Origin of the sequence: Paenibacillus paridis (assembly GCF_006345825.1) — a bacterium.
Lineage (GTDB): Bacteria > Bacillota > Bacilli > Paenibacillales > Paenibacillaceae > Pristimantibacillus > Pristimantibacillus paridis.
The window spans coordinates 627589-647459 of record NZ_VCIX01000092.1 but is presented as its reverse complement, the minus strand read 5'-3'; the positions used below and the strand labels follow the sequence as shown (position 1 = coordinate 647459).

Here is a 19871-nt window from a genome sequence, read left to right as displayed (position 1 = left end):
TTATTCATATACCATAACCCAGTATCTTTCTTGTGGAGCACCTTCTTCAACAACTTTCTTCCAACCATTATATTCATAAAATTTCATTGCTTTTTGATTTTTGGATATACATTTCAATCTGATTGGTTTATTCATTTTTTCTATGGAGGCGTTAACCAATTGACCACCAACATCCTTGCCTAAGAAGTCTGGATGAACAAATAGATGATGTATAAAATCATCTGGCAAGTACAATGATGCAAATCCAAGGATGTGATTATCTTTCTCTGCTAAAATGATATATTCTTCTACCGTATGTTTATTAAAATCTTCTAAAGCCATTTCTTCTGCAACTGCCCAATGAAAACTTTTACGTCGAGATTCTAGATAGACCATTCTTAATTCAGGATAGTCTGATTGATTTGCTGCTCTTATATTCATATTTTCACTCTCGCTTTTATTTTGGCTACATAATATAAAGCTTTTTCCATATTCAATACTGTCTTTTATTTCCCTTCTTTACGAAATCCCACTCAACCTCAATATTTTTTCTAACCCTTTGCAGAAGGTGAAATAATTTCTCTGTATCTTTTTCAGAAAATCCCGCTAAAGCAATTGAGTCTGTGTGCTCCCCTTCTCTCTTCAGAAAAGAGTACGCTTGTTTGCCATTTTCAGTTGTAAAAAGCCTTTTAATTTTTTTGTTCGTTTCATCGTCTCTCTTTTCAATAAAGCCTTGGATTTCAAGCTTTTGAATCGCACGTGATGCTGTTGTTCGGTCAACCTTTATCATCTCAGCTACTTTTTCTTGTATAATTCCCGGATTTTCGTATATACGAACGAGATATAAATACTGTCCTTTTGTAAGATCGATTTCCTTAAACTCTATGTTACTAATGGAATCCAATGCCCTCGCGATCATTCCAACCTCACGGAGTATTTCCTTCATTCAATCACCTACCCATCAGCTTTTCGTTGCATTTACAACAATAATAAGTGTATGTATGCTTGTCATTAATATTGAATCCATTATGACGATATTCACAAAAAAAATAAATACAAAAAGTTGAAACAAAATATTTTATTTTTCAGAAGAGGCAGCTTGCCTTCATTATTTTCGGGTGATAACGAGTGATCTCGCTTGCTTCTTATCGCAAAACTATAGGTTTCATCTATCATCCTCATAGAAATGAGAATATTGATCTATAATTCAGGATTTCATATAATGAGGCATCCGAAAGTAGAAAGCAGTGATTATCCATGCACACCATGTCTGCCGTACAAAAACAAAAAAGCATCGGTTCTGTTCGCTTTCTTCCCGTTAGTCTCTTTGCGTCAGTTATGGGGATTTCAGGTCTGTCATTGGCTTGGAGACAAGCAAGCAATTTATTTGGCACTTCCCACGCCATTGCCGATATCATTGGAATCGTTGCCGTTCTGGTATTTTTTTCCTTAAGCTTAGGCTATCTTTCAAAATGGGTTCTGTATCCACAAGTAGTAAAAGATGAATTTGCGCATCCGGTTATAGGTAACTTTTTTGGCACGATTACGATTTCCATTTTGCTGCTATCCTCCATTATAGCTCCCTATAGTCCGAAATCAGGCCAGTTGATTTGGGTCCTCGGAACTGTGCTCACTTTAGTGCTTAGTTTGGTCATCGTAACTCGTTTGTTGAACGGAAGCCTCGATCCACATAACGTGCTTCCGGCGTTGCTCATTCCAGTGGTTGGTACCCTTAATATTGCTGTTACCAGCGGAACGATTCCATTCCCTTGGGTTCATGAAATAAATCTGTTGTCCCTCGCGATAGGAGGAATTATTGCTTTAATTTTCCTTACTTTAATTTTGTCTAGATTGATTCATCAGGCACCACTGCCTGCAGGATTAACGCCATCCATAATGATCATGATTGCACCGTTTGAGGTCGGTTTTCTGGGCTATACGAATTTCGAGCAGCGAATCGATTCGTTCGCCTCCATCTTGTTTTACTTTGGACTATTTTTGTTCATCATCTTGTTCTTCAAAATTTTCAAAAAATCAATTCGGTTTAGCGCCTCTTGGTGGGCTGTAGGCTTTCCAATGGCTGCACTCAGCAATGCCGCTTTAAAATACGCTATATTTGTGCATTCTTGGCTGTTAATCATCATTGCAGCGATAATTCTAGCTTTTGTAAGCATCGTTTTAACCGTTCTCTTGATTCGAACCATCCACATATTGTTTAAAGGGAGTTTGCTTAGTGGTTCGGGTTCATAAAAACAGAATAATTTTTCAGATGTTTTTCCTTATCATTAGGCGTATAAACGAAAGAAGCCTCCCTGCAGCATTCTGCCGAGAGGCTTCATACAAAGATTTTATTTGAGATTAAGCAAAATTTCATGACCTATTTTTTGTATCGTAATCATACAAAACTGCGTAATTTAGCGGCTTATTTATAAATTTCGCTCTCTTATATCGTTTACTATCTCTAACGCATCACGTAAATACTCAACGCTCCCACCTTCATTATATTTTTCTACTAGTTCGGCTACAAATAAAATATCATTTGAAGCCCCATAATCATTTACCGTATGGGCTAATGCTTCATAAACGTCTGGTTCAAGAGCATGGCTGTCCAAGCGAGTAATGTACGATCCGTTATACGTAATAATTCGTTCTAACCGCTTGCCTGCGTCTTCAAGCGATAATGTTAGAGCGGGCTTCCTAGCGAATGCGTCAGGCAGATAGGTTTTAAAGGTGATGCCGCCAATAATCAACACGACTAAAATAATAGCAATGAAGTCGGATTTTAAATCTTTATTCATAAAACACACCCCCTAAAAGACTAAAGCACTTTCGCCCCACGCTTACAAATATCGCAGTCTAAGGAAAGCAACTATTCCTTGGCAAATTGCTAAATCCTGCTGATAGCAGTATTTTATATACAAAATGAGGTTACTATTTAATTTGTTTCTTTATCTCCTGCTCAATTCCCTGCAATATCAGTTTCAAGCCGAACTCAAACGCTCCATCGGTCCCAATTAGATTAAACAGTCCGTTTTTGTACATCCCTCGGAACAGTCCCGCATCCGTCTCGCTCATGGAGTCCAAAAGTCCGATCATGTCCCCGTCCCGAAGCGCTCCTTGTTCCTTCAGCATAGCAGAGAAAATGCGCTGATGGTGATATTTGTCCAAAACGAAGTAAAAGACATAGTTCACCAGCGTAAGAACCGCTTGTAATTTCTGCTCCTGCTCAAGCGGTGTCGCTTCCATGCAAAGCAGCATTCGGTTGGTAAACCGGATCAAGTCCGGTTCGAGAGGCAGCGTCAGCATCATGAGTTGAGTGGAGCAGGGATATCGGCTGAGCACATTCCGTACCGTTACCGCAAACTCCTCCAGTTGCTCCTTCCAATCCCCCTCAGAGTAAAACTCTTCCAAAATAATTTTTGATACTTGGTTCGCGAGACGCTGGTAGAGATTTTGCTTGCTCTTGAAATACCAGTATAGAGAAGGAGCCTGAATTCCCAGCCGGTCGGCCAATCGTCTCATGCTGAATTTCTCGATGCCTTCCTCTCCTAGAAGCTCCCACGAGGTTTCCAAAATCTTATCCTCCGAAATCTGAGGCTGCTTTTTTTTCATCGGTATCCGCCCTTTTATCTAACAGTGTAAGATTATCCTTTACAGGTTTATAGGTTCATGATATCATCTAACACTGTAAGATACAAACTAACACCGTTAGATTGAAGTTCAAAAACAATTGAGAAAGTAGTGATCCGCATGGATGCAGAAAACCTCCATTTCTTTGAAAAAGCATCGGTCCCAAAAGCCGTTACTCACTTTGCTGTACCAATGATGCTAGGCATGTCAATGAGCGTCATATACTCCATCTTGAATGCTTATTTCCTTGGCACGCTCCACAATACCGCCATGTTAACCGCACTCGCACTCACCTTGCCGTTATTCGCGGCCATTATGGCATTAGGCAATTTAATTGGCATCGGCAGCGGCGCATTCATCTCCCGCTTGCTGGGTGAGAAAAAATATGATGATGTAAAGCATGTATCTTCATTCGCCTTTTACAGCAGTTTAGCTATCGGTCTTATCGTGATGGGCGTAAGTCTCCCGTTGATCGGCCCAATCGTTCAAGGCCTGGGGGCAACGCCGGACTCCTTCGGATTTACTAAGGACTATGTCACGATTATGGTTATTGGCTCGCCAATCGTCGTATTATTCTTTACACTGGAAAATATCGTGCGCTCGGAAGGTGCAGCAAACACGTCGATGATCGGTATGATTCTCAGTGTTGCTGTAAATATTATTCTAGATGCGTTAGTGATCTTCGTTTTCCATTGGGACGTAATCGGCGTTGCGTCTGCTACGGTCATTTCTAATTTGGTTGCTAGCATATACTACGCCTTTCATATTCAATATAAGAGCCAATTATTAACGATCTCAATCAAATGGTTCAAGGCTACCAAGGAAATTCTGAGCAATGTTTTCAAAATTGGAGTTCCCGTCTTTGTGATGAGTATCTTCATGGGTGCCATGTCGCTTATCTTTAACCATTTTCTTGTCGAATATGGAGAGCAGGCCATAGCGGGGTTCGGAATCTCGTCACGTTTGTTGCAATTTCCTGAGTGCATTCTGATGGGCTTATGCGAGGGAGTCGTGCCGATGATTGCCTTCTCCTTTACAGCAAATAAATTACGAATGAAGCAGACTATATCCTTCACGATCAAAGTGGTTTTGGCTTTAGCCGTTGTGTTCGGCATTATCGTTTATCTGATTTCCGACCACTTAATCGGTTTATTTACGAATGATCCGCAATTAATTGAAATGGGCAGTTATATTCTACATGTGACGTTCTTATCTTTGTTCATTACTGGAATGACCTCGTTGTTTACAGGGATTTTCCAAGCAACCGCACAAGGAACCGCTGCGTTTATTATGTCAGTTATTCAAGGAATCACTCTGATTCCTGTGTTATATATCGCGAATCGAATGAATGGCTTCCAGGGGGTAGTCTGGTCGCTCGTTATCGCTGATGCCGTCGCATTTCTTGTTGGATCTACCATGTTGTATGTTCTGCGAAACAAATTGCAGCCGGATTTGGACAGTTTAGTGCACTAGGGAACCTATCATGCGCTAGAAGGCAGGATAGGTGCATATCGTATATATAGTAAAAAAAGAAGCCAAGAAAAATGGCAGTAGGTACCTGGCATTTTTCTTGGCTTTTGATCATGTGTGACTACTTCAGTTGCACCAGCTTGGGTGCTATTGCTTGAATAAGAGCTCTTTTCCATCCGGAAGATACGTATAGTAGTGATCCTGCGAAGCTTCTTCAATATGCTCAAATGCCCAGTGAGCAGAAGTCGCATCCGGCCATGTCGGTGTTGGCACGCCTGTAAGCGGGCCTCTTCCTAGTAAACGGTTCATAATCGTAACAGCTTGAGCACGCGTTACATATTCCTTTAGACCGAACGAGCCGTCTTCAAAACCGATCATAACCCCGGCTTTATTTACGGCCGCAACGGCGGATGCAGCCCAATGCTGATCGGATACGTCTGCAAATGTATTTGTGAATGGTGCGTCAAGATCAGCATTTAACCATTTGGCCGCAATCATTGCCATTTCTGCTCTCGTAATGCGGTCGTTTGGCCGGAAGTTACCCTGCTTATCACCGATCATTAATCCAATATCTTGCAGCTGCTCAATGTTAGCTGCGGCCCAGTAGCCTTTCGCAACATCCGGGTACAGCTTCTGGTATTCATACACATTAGATAGGTTTTTGTTGCGGGCTAGGATAGCCGACATTTCTGCTCGCGTAATGGTATTATTCGGGCGGAATGTGCCATCAGGGAATCCTTTAATATAAGCAATATGATGGCCAGGATTTGCAATGATTAGGTCGGTGAATGGCTGCAGTGTGCCTGTCCAACCGCTGCCAGGCGTATAAGATACAGCTGCTTGATAACCAACTGGGATCGGATTCTTCAGTTGAATTGTAACTTGATTCCCGTCAATTTTAACCTCTTGTATCTCCGCTGCCTTCCCGCCAATTTTCACTGTAAAGCCTGACTTGTCCACTTTACTGCTGCTATCAACTAGATCAAGGAGAAGAGTTCCCGCTTTTGGATCAATCGTTGTCTTTTTCACTTGTTCTGTCACAGGCTTGACTGGCGTAACCACCACTCCGCTAGACGGAAAGTCTTTCAACTGAATGACTGAGAAAACACTAAACTTATCAATTTTAATTTCTAGCCCAATTGGAGTGACACCGTTAAATACAACGGTTGGGTTCATTACAACCTTTTCTCCATCGCTATGCTCTACAAACACCCGAAGTGAATTCAGGAAGCTGTCCACGTTGCTTGCAGGCACTGTAATTCCGTTCTTTGCAAAAGGTAAGAACAGTGTGGTTGTGTAATCGCGATAGTTTGTTTCAATTTCCAACGAGGAACCGATTACTTCAACATTTCGGCCTCCAGCCGCCGTTCTGACAACTGTTTCATTCAAAATGCTGGTATTTAACTCCGTTTGATGACCAGCATCTTTGACAGGAATTAAGCGGAAAAACAAGTCAAGATACCGGTCTGCCATCTGGTTAAGCGCATCTGCTGGAATGGATAATGTTGCATATTCTGTGCGTATATCCAGCATATTTTGGTTGTTGTTTAATAGTCTTACCGATTGTCCAGGAATCTCGACAGCAATTTCACCGGGTTCATCTCCCGAAACCTCATCAACATATACGGTTGAAACACCGTTTTTAGTTCTAGAATCATTAACAAACCTTGCTGCTGCTGCCGGATCGAAAATGGCTTTGTCAATTTTCACTCCGTTTGATAACATAACACGATTAATGCCAACCGGCTCACTCACCTCGTCATCTGAGCCGCCAACAACAGGGACTTGTCGATAATTCTCGATTGTAGTCTTAGTTATGTTCTCAGCTTTGACAATTAACAGGAATGTGCGGGTTTTCGTTACGCCGTTTTTAGAAACAGAAGCGGTGAGTATAACACTTTCATCCTTTGCATGACGATGAACAAGTGTCTTAACCGTTCCATTTTCCGGCAATGAAATTTCAATCGCATTCGGCTTGCTGGAAGCCCACTCGACGGTCGTTTCATTGGCCCCTGTTGTTACAATGAGTACAGGAAGTGTAACGCTCTCCCATGTATCGTTTGCTTGGTAACCGATTTGCAAGGCCCGAAGCGCATCATCAATGGCTTCATCTGTCGTGAATTCGACAGTTACAGGCAAAGGCTTGCTTTCATATCGGCCTTCTTCGGTTATTGTCACTTGAATTTTAGTTCCCGGTTCAAGGTCAAGTCCTTCGATGACAACGGTGCCTGTCTCTGCTCCGGTATTTGCTGCTCTTTTCAGCTCTGTACCATTCTCGTCGTATACGATAATCGTAGCGCCTGCTGGCACCTCTACTACCTTGACACTGCCTGTTGTTACACTAGGTTTAACTGTTGAATTGTCTAGTGAATCGCTTTCCGATTTTGCTTGGCTTGAAATCGGAGGGCTTTCCAGCTTCCCAGTTTCCGTCACTCCAACCTTAACCAAATCTCCCTCATTAAGTATATGAGGAGCTTCAATGTTAACTATAACGGTTGTAATGGAAGGACCTGTGTTTGTGACTGTACCAATAACCTCGCCGTTCTTGTCATATACGTTGATGGTTGCCCCTGGAGGCACGTCCTTGACCGTTACGGTATTGTTTGTTGCGTTTGTTTTCACATTGTCGTTCTCAAGCTGCGAGCTTTCTGTTTTCGCTTCGCTCACCACCGGTTTACTTTCTAAATGACCATTTTCTGTGACCGTTACTTCTACAATATCGCCTTCAACAAGTGCTGGAGTAGCTTCAATTGTAACTACAACGGCTGTATTCGTGGAGCCTGTATTAGTAGCCGTACCGATAACATCGCCATTTTTGTCATATACGTTAATGGTTGCACCTGGCGGTACATCTTTGACGGTTACGGTCTGGTTTGTTGCGTTTGTCTTCACGTGATTTGCGTCAAGTACGCTGCCTTGCTTTGCTTCACTAGGTACTGGAGTACTTTCCAGTTTCCCTGTCTCGGTAATGGTAGCTTTAATGATTTCGCCTGTTTCAAGCGTATGCGGTGCTTTAATTTCAATGACGATATCCGCATTCGATCCAGTGTTAGTAGCCGTTCCAATAACATCGCCATTCTGGTTATACAGGTTAATGGTTGCCCCTGGAGGCACGTCTTTAATCGTTACTGTATGGTCCGTTGCGTTTGTTTTAATATCTTCCTCATTCAGCGGGTCGCTTTCCAGCTTCGCTATGCTTGTTACCCGTTCGCTTTCCGTCTTGCCGTCTTCTTCAGTAATCGTCACTTCAATGCTGTCACCTTCTTGAAGCTCGGTTGGCGATTCAATAGTGACTACAACGTCTGTTTCTTCATCGCCGTTGTTAGTTGCCGTACCGATGAGCTCGTCATCGTCGCCGTATACTTTTACAGTAGAGCCCGGTGGGACGTCTTTAACGGTTACTGTGTTTTTGGGTACATTCGTGACAATGTTCACTTCTTCTGGTGCACTACTCCGCACAATTGGAGTTACTGCCGTTAAGTTGCTGGCTACTTCACCATTCTTAACATATGAAATATTAATTTGGCTAGCGTCAGCTAGAATATCCTTACTGGCGTCTGTCAAATTGAAACGAACCTTTCCGTTCGTTGCCACTGGCGAAGTTGCAATGACTTCATGATTGTCGTCGTATAGGGTTACGGCAACTCCATTCGGAACGCCATCAATCGTCACAATGCCTTTAGTCGTATACGCTAATTCAATATTGCCTGCCACAGGCGTCGCGGTCTTAACCGCCGTAGTCTGTGCGGAAGTACCTCCGTTGCGGGTAACTACCGTAATGGTGTTGTTGCCGGCTTGCAAATGACTTGATTCATTGAAGGTATATACAAGTACGCCTTCACTATTTGTGCTGTATTCTCCATCAATTAATTGGTTATTAACATAGAGATTAACCTTTTCATTAGGCAAGTTATCACTTTTGCTAATTCCGTTGACCTTGATATCAATCCCCGTCAGATCTCGAATATCCGTAGAGAATACTTTATTGATTGTGACTGCACTTGGTCCTTGTTTATAATTTCCGTCGGGTTTTAGTCCGCCCTCAACGTAGGAGTTTTTGAAATACCATGCCAGAATATCATGATGGGAGTTGGCCCCACCTGTACTCGCTCCAAAGCCTACATAGACCTCTTTGTTCATAAGGGACATGCCGACATTACGGGATATCGATCTGTTATTCGCATTGGCTCGATTATCACTTAGACCATAGGTTGTGGTAAGTGTTCCATTTTCGTTATAATCAACCCAAACATGAACGTAATCATTGCGTGCCGCATAATCATATAACCGGAAATTAGCGCCTTGCAAATTATCAATAACGTCACCACTGCCCTGTGGGTGATTATTATTGCCATTCATGACAATAGCCACATGATCGGCAGTAGGGCCGTTTGGATTAGTTACCGGATGATAGCGATTTGAGAGACGATAAGGTGGATTAGGGTCGTTGTACTGAATCCCTAGATGAGGTCCGACGTTGGTCCACGTATCGAACTCTACACCTACGGAATTTGGAATACCGGCATAGCCTACTCCTTCGCCTACCCCGCCTAAAACAGGAGTAGGGTTATCCTGAATGATAAAGGTTAATCCATCAGCAGGTCCAGGGAAGCCAGTATCATTCATTGAGGTGCTTCCATTCAAATGCATGACAAAATAAGTACTAAATCCGCCGTCAAGCTTAATCTTATTTGTTCGAACGACGATGCCGCTCGAACCGTTCGTTACCGGCACAACTCGCAATCGCCCGCCCGCTGTTGTGGCAGCGTTATTCTTGCCCGGGATAACCGGAAAGTTCAGTACTCTGGACATATCATTAGACACAACGGCAGTAGGACCGGTGTGTGCAAATGTTTGCCAGCCCACATAGATTGGCAACGAATCCGGCTCGGAACCCGGCTCGGAATCCGCCAGCACGGGCGTAATCGGTGCAGCTGTTAGCACTAAAATAAATGAAATAATAACCAATAAAAACTTTTTAAAAAATGATTCATTGTGTGAATGTTCTACGCGCATAATTTCTCCTCCTGGTTGTAGTCAACAATAAGTAAAAATATATAATAATTCGCAGATTTCCAATTATACCATTTCATTCTGTACAAATTCTAAACAAGAGAGGTTCTTCCGTTTCGAGCATACTGGAGAAGGTTTGGAAAAATTGCAAAATGAACTAACATTTTTAAATACAAAAAAACCACCCATTAGACCTAATAAATCTAGGCTTTCTTCTAATGAGAGGTTTTAATCTGTTTGTATTGAACTAGCGATCTCCGTTACGTATTATAGATATTTTCACATTCTTGCCCGGTCGGTTCATAAAAACAGTGCTTTTTCCATCGTCCCGCGAACGGCTGATCATACCAAGTTGGCGGACATGGTCCAGGATTATCGAACGAACCTGGACGGAAATACCATAGGGAGAATTTGGCTGGCCAATTCCGCTCCCCATTCACAGCCCGTTGCGCCAGGCGGCGTTCTCTCTCTCTTGCGTTTTGATAGTACAAACTATGCTGCAACGCTTCGAACGCATGCTCTTGGTTGATCATTTGGGGAATGGTCCGGATATCTTTAAAATCAGAGCAATTCCCTCTTATTCGGTTAATGCCCACATTTCCAACAAGGAGCATGCCCATTTCGCCTTCGGTCTCCGCTTCAGCTCGAAGCAACCTTGCCAACATATCAATATCCTGTTTCCTGGCTTTTACGACTGCCATTGGCTCACCTCTTTAGATTTCTAGACTCATCATATTGTAGGTGAAGCGGATGTGTTACTCTGGCGTGCCAGCAGCTTCGAATTTCTGCGGTTATTCAATGAAGTTTCTTGTGGCTTGATACATGTTTGCTGTGTACAAGTCAATTTCATCTCGGGACATGCGCAGGCGCTGCTCGGACGTGCCATATCCAATCTCCGGTTTGCCTGCTGCTAGTCCTTCGAAAATCCCGACGACGAATGCATTCAGCGGTTCTCCGTGAACATGAAGCCCCGATCCACCTAAATCCGTATTGACGGCCGGAGGAGCCACTTCAATGACCTCTACCGAAGTGTCCGACAACTGGTGTCTTAAACTCATCGAGAAGGAATGAAGCGCCGCTTTGGTTGCCGAATAGATAGGAGCGATCGCGAATGGAGTGAACGCCAGTCCTGATGTCACGTTAAGAATAGCTGCTTCTTTCTGGCCAGCAAAAAAGGAAGCAAACAGCATGGAAAGATGGATTGGCGCATCCAGGTTGGTCGCGATTTCATTATGGTAATAATTCCAATCATTCCTTACCTCCGCCGTTAGCACGTTGAATCGTTGCTGAGTGCCCGCATTATTAACCAGGACGTTGACTTCCGGAAAGTCAGCGGTTACCCAATCGAACAAAGCGATGCGTTCGCTTTCCTGATTCAAATCGCTTACGCGAGTGATAAGGCTAGGGAACTTTTCCTTCGCCGTTTGAAGCGCACTTTCGCGTCGCCCGCAAATAATGACCGTATTTCCGGCTTGGATGAAGCGCTCCGCAAAGGCCAATCCAATACCCGTGCTCCCGCCCGTAATCAGGATCGTATTTCCCGAAAGTTTCATCATTTCTCCTCTTTCCCCTGTTTACTAGACTGAATCCGATTCGTATAACGTTCAATTTTCTTATCCATTGCCTTCAAGGCTTCCGTCATCAACGCCATGTCATCCAGTACGGTCTGCTTGTGCTTTATGAACAAATCCAGTCGGAGATCGATAGTGCCGTCTCCTTCGACGACCCAGTCCACATATTGCTTAATCCGGCTTATGGGCATGTTCGTGTTTTTTAAATAAATGATAATCTGAAGGAACATGATTTGATCATCTGAAAATAACCGCCTCCCGGCCTCGTCGCGCTCGATTAGCGGCAGCAGTCCCTTTTTCTCATAATATCGAATCGTGGACTCCGGAATAGTTAGCTTAGCCGAAGCTTCGCTTATGGAATAATGCTTCATCTGAAGGCCTCCGCATGCTGTTTTGTCTGTCGACAGGTATAGCATACGTGTTAAACCATGGTTTAAGTCAACCCTTTGGCATCTTTTTCTGAAGCGATAGCTTAGAGAGGCATCGTTTGTCCAGCCTATAAATCCGTTAAACATACGGTTAATTCAAATTTTTCAGCCATAAGGCGAGTGCTTCGCCAACTTGATCGGGTGCGTCTTCTTGGGGATAATGGTAGCCAGGCACCGTAACTTCGGTCTGCAATGGCCATGTTCGGCAGAAATCGATGTGGGATTGTGGAGTTCTTCCATGCTCTGCAAGGATGAATAGCTTTGGAATAAAACTTTGCGCTAACCAATTTCCATACGCATGGATAATGTCAGTCACCTCTGAATTGCTGTCGAATGGAAGCTGTCGTGCCCAGGATAACATTGGACGGCGCCCCTCGCCTGGCTCAATAAAGGGTCGGTGATACTGCGCAACCTCTTCCTCCGTCAACTCACGTATAATATTTATGGGAAGATTGACATTAAGGAAGGAGTTTTGCTCCAGTACCATTCGTTCTCCTTCTGGAGATTGCAAAGCCTGAAAGATCTTTCGCCCTTGCTCTGAAATCTCGCTCCAGCTGCTCGTTTTGATAATCGCTTCCGTGTAAACAATACCTTTGACCGCGTCGGGATGGCGCCTGCTCCAATCGAAACCGAGTGCCGCTCCCCAGTCGTGCAGGACGAAAGTGACGCGCTCACTAACGCCAAGCTGATCGAGCAGTTCGTCAAGATAGCGGCTATGCTCGGCAAAGGTGTACGCTTGAGGCCCGCTGACTGGAAGCTTTGCGGAATCACCCATTCCAATGAGATCAGGCGCGATGCAGCGGCCAAACTTCTGGGCATAAGGAATAATGTTGCGCCAAAGATAGGAGGATGTTGGGTTGCCGTGCAGAAAGACAATCGGGTCACCGCTTCCTTCCTCTACATAGGCCATCTCTAGCCCAAATACTTGATTGCGCTTCTTCTCATAGGTGAATGCCTCATTAATCATCTTTCATCTCACCTTTCAATTTTAGTTGACGAGTCTGTCTGCCATTTCTACTCCTCTTGCGTCTCCTCGTGCTTGGTCAGGTTACGAAGCACGATTTTCAGCAAACGGACGAACAAGTCGTACTCTTCATCAGTCATGCCTTTCTTCGTTTTGTTTTTGACGCGGGCCAGCGCTTCCTGTACCTTAGGAGCAACCTCACGCCCAGAATCCGTTAAATAGAGCAAATGATAGCGGTTGTCGGTCGGATCGGTTTCCCTACGGACATAACCTTCTGCTTCCAGCTTGGTAATGGCTTTGGCGGCAGTCGTTTTGTCAATGAGGAGCTTCTCGCTTAGCTCCTTCTGTGTAATTGGTTGCTGAAAGGCAATCGCCATTAGAAAAATATACTGTCCGCTTCCAATTCGATATGGTGCCAGCTCAGCTGAGATCAACACTTGCATGTGACGGTATATGGCGGAGACGTATTGACCATGCGATTCCTCTGCGCCTTTGTCATTCTGCCTCCAATGCTCGCTCATCTAATCCCACCTTAAATAGAATGTTATTGCAACTAATTTCAAGATACACCGAATAGGTTGTTATTGCAACTATTATTTTGTAAAAATTGTCCATATCGCCAAAAAAACAGGCTATCGAACGGTGCATGCCAATCCAAATCATATCCACCGAACGCATTCGAACATCATACCATTCATCTCCCTTCTCGTGACTTCAACAACATAAGCAGGCACAGCAAAAAACCTCCCTGCAGCGATGCTTCGCTGCAGGGAGGTTTACTTTCATTGAAATAGATATAAATGTAATTTATAAAAGTTTAATTAAACCTATTTTTGACCAATGCATCTGCTTGCTCGATGGTTTGTTTGATAATGGTAGCGGCAGATTGCTCTTCGGCCATCCTCAATCCCTGCCCTGCCCAAAGTGACATAAACTCGGGGTTATTCGCCTTTGCTGAAGCCTGTCTAATATCCCGGGTCATGATGTGCTGAATAGGGTATGAGGGAATTTCCCCAACGTACAAACACATGTCGCGCATAAATTGTGTCTGAATGCCTCGTGCTGCTTTGCCCGAATAGACAGATGTAATTTCAGTGGTGTCTTCGTTTGCTGAAAGAATTTTTTGTTTGTATGCTGGGTGTGCGCCGCTTTCCGTACTAGCCAAGAAGGCTGTGCCCATTTGCACGGCTGCTGCTCCTAATGCGAGGCTGGCTACAAGCCCCCGTCCATCCATAATCCCCCCTGATGCAATCACTGGAATCGAAACATGATCGGCCATCTGGGGAACAAGAGCCATCAATCCTATGAGAGAATTTGATGCATCCTTCAGGAATGTCCCTCTGTGTCCGCCTGCTTCACTGCCCTGAGCCACAATGGCCTCTACGCCGGATGCTTCCAATCGGATAGCTTCATCAACGGTTGTGGCCGTTCCTATTACAAACGTTCCGCGTTGCTTCATGGATTGAATCCTATCCTGTGAAGGTATGCCAAACGTGAAACTAAAAACAGGGACACGCTCTTCCAGTACGACATGTACCTGCTCGTCAAACGATTCTGAAAGCTTTTGAAGCGATGGATTTTGCGGAATGCCAAGCTCATTTCGGTAGAAATTGAGGTGTTTTGACATGGCCTCATTTGTTTCTTCTGATTCTTCTGGCTGGTTAAAGACAAACAAATTAACTCCGAAAGGCTGGTCGGTCAATTCTCTCGTTTGTTTGATCGCGATTCGGATTTGTTCAGGAGTTAAATAACCGGCTCCTAGGTTACCCAGCCCGCCTGCATTTGACACTGCTGCTACTAAGGCAGGTGTCGATGGCCCACCTGCCATCGGCGCTTGAAAGATCGGATATTTTATGTTGAGTTTGCGTGTTATTACCGTCTCAAACACGTTTGAACACCTCCTATATTGGCTTGTTTAATCGTGCACTCCTCTGTCACTGATAATTAAATTCTATACCACGAATTGGCTCGAGTGTTCTCTTTTCTTATTAAAGTTGAGCAATAGTTAATTTATAAATCCTTACTAACCATTGTCTAGAGCATCGTAATGTTAGTTTATCAATATTCATGAGCAAGAATGTTGATAAGCTTACCGAACGGGTCGCGGACATAGAATCTTCGGACGCCCCAAGGCTCATTAACAGGCCCATATTCTATCAGAAACCCAGCTTTCTTCATGCCTTCAAATGCAGCATCGACATCATCGACTTCAATCGATAGATCAGGTGTAGGCGCATCTGAGCCACCTTGTGAGGCAAAACTAATTTGAATGCTCATTTCCTCGTTTAAACCATAAGTTTTAATCCACCCATGATCCATCATTACATCTAGGCCGAGCACATCTTGGTAGAAGCATTTAGCAGCGTCGAGATCCTTCGTATATATATTAGCGACGATTCGTTTGACCTTCATTTCGAACCTCCCAGTCATAAGCAGCAGGCAATCGTAGCAGTTGCCTAAGCATGAATTTTATTCAATAATCGTTCCCAGTTAACGCAGAGCTATAATCGATTCACAAGAAGGCTCACTATTTGTTGATTCACCAGAAAAAATGCTTAACGATAGTCGAGAACCTCCATCCCAGAAATGGTATTTCTCACAAACGCTCGTGCGCTCACACGCCTAAAGAACTTCGTCGGCAGCTAGTTAGTCCGTTAACAAGCTCATTTCTGTTTGTTACTTTGTGTGGATACAAATTCACGAAAATATCCAATAAATGGGATATACATATTTCGCACCTCACTTATTTCATTCTGAAACTCTTGTTTAACCCTCTCTGCTTGTTTATTTTCCAAATCGATTGAATATTCATTATCCTCATAATCATTTAACATAGAATAAAAGTAATCAGCGTCTTTTTTTAAAGCAAAATATCCTGAACCATCTGCAAAGTCATCAGATTTGGTTAGAAAAGATGCCCAAGAAAGCTGCCTTCTTTCATACCTTATATACAAACAGCCTATATATAAATCACATAAAGAATTGGAGAAATTTTCGAATGGCTCAGAAAAAGCATACGTATTTACTACTTCTATTGCATCACCAATATACTTAGCTATTGCAAGTTCAATAATCCAGTAAGGTGGTTTATCTAACTTTTCAATCAGCTCATCACAAAATAAGAAATAGTGTTTATGCCAAATAAGTCCTGATTCAATCATGATCCCTATCTTCCGTGCAAATTGTTTGTTGAGTTCTAAATTCATTATGTTATCCACTACCGAAATCCCCTCCAATCCATATTGAATCATTAACTTTGCGTATGTCTGTACGTAAGGACAGTTTTATCTGATTCTATTCTCTTAAGCCTTTTAAGCATCAAACAGATAAAGATGATCAGAAATATCAATATAACAGTAAAAATAATCGCCATAATAATGCCCAATTGAGCATTTTTCTTTTCTTGGTCATTTACATCCTTTAATTTCAAATATGTATTTTCATTTGAAGCAACTCCGTAAACTGCAATTTGTTTACTAGAATGATTGAGATATTTTAAATCCGAGGCAAGTATCTGTATATTGATCTTCTCACCATAGGTCAGTTCGTTGAAAACCTCTTTATTTATTGCCCTTAAAGAAACTGACCATATATTAAACGTTGTATTATATTCCTTTAATTTGAGATTAAGTTCATATGTACTTTTACTTGCGAATTGGTAGCTACTACTCTTATAAGTCCCTAAGATGGCAACCAATTCATTTTCATTAACAGGCTTATAACTATAGAACTTATATAATCCTAAAGTTATTATTGAAACACAAGCTCCAAGCATAATAATAGGTACCACTACTTTTATTATTTTCATTTTCTCACCCATCTTGATTCATGTTCAAGAATATTGCTATTCTCCATATTTAAAGTATTGTCGATGTGATTGAACAATGCTGCCTATAAGCTGAATGAGAACAAGAGCAGTTACCGCAGCAACCTACTCTTGCAGAACTATCTATTCCTCGTTAGCTCAAGCTAATTTATATTCCTACGCCTGTCAGTCTAACAAATATCTGTTCGATTAATTTATTGGCTTCTTTCTTACCAAAATAATTATGAATGTATTTTAAACCATGAGAAACTTCCCAATGATTATTATCAAGCTTATTTATCACTGATTGAATTTCTATTTTTAACTTTGTCTTATCTTGATAAGACATATGATCGTAAATTTCATAAAGTGTAACTTGTTTTGCGTACGTCGCAAAAAAGTGTTTGAGGTATAGTATTTGAATATTATCGTTCATACTTATCAGTCCTTCATGCTCATTGACTTATCGAACTTTACAAGTAACAAATCTACAAGTTGCCGAGAGGCAACTCCTTCTCTATCGTGCACGTTCACTGAACAATCTTCAACTTCCCTTTTTTGGAAGTAACAATTAGTTGATAATATCCAGACTCTGCTGGCATATGCCATTTAATATTGTCAAAGCCGGTCGCGCTTAATATCTGACTGAATTCGTCTCTGAGCAAAGCTCTGAAAGTTGTTCGTTGAACGCTTGTATTCCATTTCCCCTCACATTCATTCAAGATGAAATGATTTACAATGTAGGTTCTGTCATCATTCGACCAATGCCACATTTAAAAAACGACTCATTTGCCATCATTGAACACGCATGACTTGGTCACATGCTCCTTTAAGCGTTACGTGATGGTCATTATCCCTAATAGTAATTAACAGTAAACCGCCTTCAGATAGCTTTGCATGCATATTAAGGCAAGCCGCTGCTAGATCCTCATCGGTAAGTAGATGGGGAATAGCATTGTCAGCTGACCTTACAATTGAAAACTCTCCTTTAACGTCTTCTTTCAAATTACGAAAATCAGCTACAACAAACTGTTCCTTGTTTGTTTAACTATAGTTTTCCATAGGTTTATAATTGGAATTAATGTATAATCGTCACTCCCAGGATCTTTCGGCAGAGAGAGTAATTGCGAAAGTGCTCCAATCTGGCTCATGACTAATCCCTGTGTCCTCAAGCCACGCCTTCATCCCCTTTAAAAAGGATTTCTTCCGGTTTTTCCCATCCAGTTTTATTAGTATCAAAATCGCTCTTTAAGGAAGCTATAAAGAGAAGATTATCCTCTTTTGTTTTTCCTCATAATGGTTTAAGCTCATTGTTTTGTATCACCTCAGAAAAGCTACTTTGCAAAACTTTTTTAAATTTAATAAATATAGGAAAGATACTGCCCGTTAGGAACTTAAGGAATACTGTTTACACTTCAGCGAACTCCTGAAGAACGAGTGTATCTTCAAGGTCGTACCCGTTAGAATAGATAAGGATTTAGTCCTTTTTCTCTACTGAAATCTTAAGTAATAATAAGACAGTTTTATCCTCATTTATCATTTGTCCTATTTGATTTATATCTTGGTAATCGTACACTTTGTACGGATTTACCAACTGTCGATAAACTCCAAGTACTTTCGTTTCACCTGATGCTAAACCTACTTCATCGTCACCGATTGCAAAATATCGAGTTGTTTTACCTACGCCTTCTGAATTTAGGATATTTTCTATTATTTGAGGCGGTTCAGACATCTCGTAAGAATACCAAAATAACGAAGTATCATCTTCTAATTGAGAATTAATAATGCCAAACCCCAATGGACCTTCTGCAACTTTATTGGTGCGATGTTCACCATAAGTAAATTGTTTTAATCGGAAAGGGATAGTCTTTTCTCCATTTATATAACCTTCTACCCATAGAGTTACCCAACTCTTATCAGCTTCCGTTAATTTTATATTGAAATCATTTAAAATTCCGAAATGTAAATCATTGAATGTCTTTGAGTCCTGGGGATTTTTCACTTTTGAAATATAAGCTATCTTCTCTTCAAGTTTAGGTTCATTGCTGCAACCCCCCAATAAAATTAGATATGAAAACAACATTATGACCGAATATGATATCGTTTGATAAATTTTCAATATCATCGCCTCCAACGCAAAGACATTCTACCACAATTCGTATAAATAACGTTAAGTTATCCTGCCAGATACTAAATCATCTTCTACTGCAAAGTCGCTTCTATATCCTTGGAAAGGAAAATGTAGATCATCGCTTGGAAGCAGCTCTTTCACAGAGGCTTTACTTCCTTGCCATGCAATACAATCACAAACCAATTTGGCTTCTGCATATTCTACAGGGGGAAATTAATGGAAAAAAATCAATAATTAACGGATTCAAAAAAGGATAAAAAAGAATATTCCCCGATAAATCACTGATAAAAAATGAATTTAATATCTCATTAGATATCTCCATGTTTTCTCCTTCCTTACATACCGATTTTACTAATGATTCTTATTAGACGTTCATTATATTTGTCTGTCCTTCTATATAGACGGCGAGATTCTCTAGGGAAGACCTCAACCCAATATCGTGATCTTCCTTCCGTATTCCTTCAGGGACGTTCTCGAAAACAATAGTAACCGTGCTGTCAGCGGAAATGGCTGCTAGGGTCTACTTTATAATCATATTTGATAAGCCCCACCGTCCCGAACGTCGAATTCGGAGATATGACCATTCATATCCTTCGGTGGAAGCCACGAAACCAAAGCGTCCGGGTCCACGAATGCCTTAAAAATAGTTTGTGACGATGACTTGCTGACTCTCGAAGCAGAAGCAATTCTTTTCTCGTTCGATACGTTCGACATGACCTCAATTCTCCACTTTATAAAGTTACGTCTATTCTAGCATATCTGATGGAACAATATGGTTAAGCGCTACTCTTCCCAGAAGCTCCGTCTTCGTGAATGTTAAGCTCGAGTTTGCCATTAGCTTAATAAACAATAAAAAGCAACTACCGTGGCAGTTGCTCCT

19 protein-coding genes are annotated in these 19871 nt (G+C 42.0%); 2 read left to right on the top strand and 17 right to left on the bottom strand.

The window, feature by feature from the left end:
• Together FJQ58_RS24680 and FJQ58_RS24675 are read right to left on the bottom strand one after the other, a co-directional pair.
• Positions 1 to 420, bottom strand: a complete 420-nt coding sequence (locus FJQ58_RS24680) for a GNAT family N-acetyltransferase (protein ID WP_139997446.1) — start codon at positions 418 to 420, stop codon at positions 1 to 3.
• A gap of 52 nt (positions 421 to 472) precedes the next feature.
• Positions 473 to 925, bottom strand: coding sequence for a MarR family winged helix-turn-helix transcriptional regulator (locus tag FJQ58_RS24675; protein ID WP_139997445.1), 453 nt, complete (start codon positions 923 to 925; stop codon positions 473 to 475).
• A 311-nt stretch (positions 926 to 1236) separates the two neighbouring features.
• Here FJQ58_RS24675 and FJQ58_RS24670 point away from each other — a divergent pair, with 311 nt between their 5' ends.
• Positions 1237 to 2229 (top strand): SLAC1 anion channel family protein, encoded by a 993-nt coding sequence (locus FJQ58_RS24670; RefSeq protein ID WP_139997444.1) that lies wholly within the window; start codon positions 1237 to 1239, stop codon positions 2227 to 2229.
• 176 nt (positions 2230 to 2405) lie between these two features.
• On the opposite strand, the gene FJQ58_RS24665 is transcribed toward FJQ58_RS24670, so the two are convergent.
• A complete protein-coding gene (locus FJQ58_RS24665; RefSeq protein ID WP_139997443.1) occupies positions 2406 to 2777 on the bottom strand; it encodes a hypothetical protein in 372 nt (123 codons plus the stop codon).
• 133 nt (positions 2778 to 2910) lie between these two features.
• Positions 2911 to 3591: a TetR/AcrR family transcriptional regulator gene (locus FJQ58_RS24660; protein ID WP_139997442.1), complete on the bottom strand. Its 681-nt coding sequence runs from the start codon at positions 3589 to 3591 to the stop codon at positions 2911 to 2913.
• A gap of 138 nt (positions 3592 to 3729) precedes the next feature.
• Between FJQ58_RS24660 and FJQ58_RS24655 the strand changes: the two genes are divergently transcribed.
• On the top strand, positions 3730 to 5082 hold the full coding sequence (locus FJQ58_RS24655) for an MATE family efflux transporter (RefSeq protein WP_139997441.1): 1353 nt from the start codon (positions 3730 to 3732) through the stop codon (positions 5080 to 5082).
• 144 nt (positions 5083 to 5226) lie between these two features.
• Here FJQ58_RS24655 and FJQ58_RS24650 read toward each other — a convergent pair whose 3' ends face one another.
• The 13 genes from FJQ58_RS24650 to FJQ58_RS33045 form a co-directional block, all read right to left on the bottom strand.
• Positions 5227 to 10095 carry an S-layer homology domain-containing protein gene (locus FJQ58_RS24650; protein WP_139997440.1) on the bottom strand — a complete coding sequence of 1623 codons (4869 nt, stop codon included), beginning with the start codon at positions 10093 to 10095 and terminating at the stop codon, positions 5227 to 5229.
• Positions 10096 to 10352: 257 nt separating this feature from the next.
• The gene (locus FJQ58_RS24645; protein ID WP_139997439.1) at positions 10353 to 10793 is read right to left on the bottom strand and encodes a cell wall hydrolase; all 441 of its coding nucleotides are present in this window, start codon (positions 10791 to 10793) and stop codon (positions 10353 to 10355) included.
• A gap of 90 nt (positions 10794 to 10883) precedes the next feature.
• Positions 10884 to 11645 carry an SDR family oxidoreductase gene (locus FJQ58_RS24640; protein ID WP_140000054.1) on the bottom strand — a complete coding sequence of 254 codons (762 nt, stop codon included), beginning with the start codon at positions 11643 to 11645 and terminating at the stop codon, positions 10884 to 10886.
• Positions 11645 to 12034 (bottom strand): MerR family transcriptional regulator, encoded by a 390-nt coding sequence (locus tag FJQ58_RS24635; RefSeq protein WP_139997438.1) that lies wholly within the window; start codon positions 12032 to 12034, stop codon positions 11645 to 11647. Before FJQ58_RS24635 ends, FJQ58_RS24640 begins: the two co-directional genes overlap by 1 nt.
• 148 nt (positions 12035 to 12182) lie before the next feature.
• On the bottom strand, positions 12183 to 13058 hold the full coding sequence (locus FJQ58_RS24630; protein WP_139997437.1) for a haloalkane dehalogenase: 876 nt from the start codon (positions 13056 to 13058) through the stop codon (positions 12183 to 12185).
• A gap of 47 nt (positions 13059 to 13105) precedes the next feature.
• Positions 13106 to 13576 carry a MarR family winged helix-turn-helix transcriptional regulator gene (locus FJQ58_RS24625; protein WP_139997436.1) on the bottom strand — a complete coding sequence of 157 codons (471 nt, stop codon included), beginning with the start codon at positions 13574 to 13576 and terminating at the stop codon, positions 13106 to 13108.
• A 296-nt stretch (positions 13577 to 13872) separates the two neighbouring features.
• Positions 13873 to 14943, bottom strand: a complete 1071-nt coding sequence (locus FJQ58_RS24620) for an NAD(P)H-dependent flavin oxidoreductase (protein WP_139997435.1) — start codon at positions 14941 to 14943, stop codon at positions 13873 to 13875.
• Between the two features lie 170 nt (positions 14944 to 15113).
• Positions 15114 to 15467, bottom strand: a complete 354-nt coding sequence (locus FJQ58_RS24615; protein ID WP_139997434.1) for a VOC family protein — start codon at positions 15465 to 15467, stop codon at positions 15114 to 15116.
• A gap of 251 nt (positions 15468 to 15718) precedes the next feature.
• Positions 15719 to 16273 carry a hypothetical protein gene (locus FJQ58_RS24610; RefSeq protein WP_139997433.1) on the bottom strand — a complete coding sequence of 185 codons (555 nt, stop codon included), beginning with the start codon at positions 16271 to 16273 and terminating at the stop codon, positions 15719 to 15721.
• 32 nt (positions 16274 to 16305) lie between these two features.
• Complete coding sequence (locus tag FJQ58_RS24605) at positions 16306 to 16863, bottom strand: hypothetical protein (RefSeq protein WP_139997432.1); 558 nt, start codon at positions 16861 to 16863, stop codon at positions 16306 to 16308.
• 166 nt (positions 16864 to 17029) lie between these two features.
• Complete coding sequence (locus FJQ58_RS24600; protein ID WP_139997431.1) at positions 17030 to 17296, bottom strand: hypothetical protein; 267 nt, start codon at positions 17294 to 17296, stop codon at positions 17030 to 17032.
• Between the two features lie 1041 nt (positions 17297 to 18337).
• Positions 18338 to 18979, bottom strand: a complete 642-nt coding sequence (locus FJQ58_RS24595) for a hypothetical protein (RefSeq protein ID WP_139997430.1) — start codon at positions 18977 to 18979, stop codon at positions 18338 to 18340.
• A gap of 543 nt (positions 18980 to 19522) precedes the next feature.
• A complete protein-coding gene (locus FJQ58_RS33045) occupies positions 19523 to 19705 on the bottom strand; it encodes an SRPBCC family protein (RefSeq protein ID WP_238404335.1) in 183 nt (60 codons plus the stop codon).
• Between the last annotated feature and the right edge of the window lie 166 nt (positions 19706 to 19871).

Coding starts and splice junctions, on each gene's coding strand:
- FJQ58_RS24680 (WP_139997446.1), bottom strand. CDS start 420: ATGAATATAAGAGCAGCAAATCAATCAGACTATCCTGAATTAAGAATG.
- FJQ58_RS24675 (WP_139997445.1), bottom strand. CDS start 925: ATGAAGGAAATACTCCGTGAGGTTGGAATGATCGCGAGGGCATTGGAT.
- FJQ58_RS24670 (WP_139997444.1), top strand. CDS start 1,237: ATGCACACCATGTCTGCCGTACAAAAACAAAAAAGCATCGGTTCTGTT.
- FJQ58_RS24665 (WP_139997443.1), bottom strand. CDS start 2,777: ATGAATAAAGATTTAAAATCCGACTTCATTGCTATTATTTTAGTCGTG.
- FJQ58_RS24660 (WP_139997442.1), bottom strand. CDS start 3,591: ATGAAAAAAAAGCAGCCTCAGATTTCGGAGGATAAGATTTTGGAAACC.
- FJQ58_RS24655 (WP_139997441.1), top strand. CDS start 3,730: ATGGATGCAGAAAACCTCCATTTCTTTGAAAAAGCATCGGTCCCAAAA.
- FJQ58_RS24650 (WP_139997440.1), bottom strand. CDS start 10,095: ATGCGCGTAGAACATTCACACAATGAATCATTTTTTAAAAAGTTTTTA.
- FJQ58_RS24645 (WP_139997439.1), bottom strand. CDS start 10,793: ATGGCAGTCGTAAAAGCCAGGAAACAGGATATTGATATGTTGGCAAGG.
- FJQ58_RS24640 (WP_140000054.1), bottom strand. CDS start 11,645: ATGAAACTTTCGGGAAATACGATCCTGATTACGGGCGGGAGCACGGGT.
- FJQ58_RS24635 (WP_139997438.1), bottom strand. CDS start 12,034: ATGAAGCATTATTCCATAAGCGAAGCTTCGGCTAAGCTAACTATTCCG.
- FJQ58_RS24630 (WP_139997437.1), bottom strand. CDS start 13,058: ATGATTAATGAGGCATTCACCTATGAGAAGAAGCGCAATCAAGTATTT.
- FJQ58_RS24625 (WP_139997436.1), bottom strand. CDS start 13,576: ATGAGCGAGCATTGGAGGCAGAATGACAAAGGCGCAGAGGAATCGCAT.
- FJQ58_RS24615 (WP_139997434.1), bottom strand. CDS start 15,467: ATGAAGGTCAAACGAATCGTCGCTAATATATATACGAAGGATCTCGAC.
- FJQ58_RS24605 (WP_139997432.1), bottom strand. CDS start 16,863: ATGAAAATAATAAAAGTAGTGGTACCTATTATTATGCTTGGAGCTTGT.
- FJQ58_RS24600 (WP_139997431.1), bottom strand. CDS start 17,296: ATGAACGATAATATTCAAATACTATACCTCAAACACTTTTTTGCGACG.
- FJQ58_RS33045 (WP_238404335.1), bottom strand. CDS start 19,705: ATGTCGAACGTATCGAACGAGAAAAGAATTGCTTCTGCTTCGAGAGTC.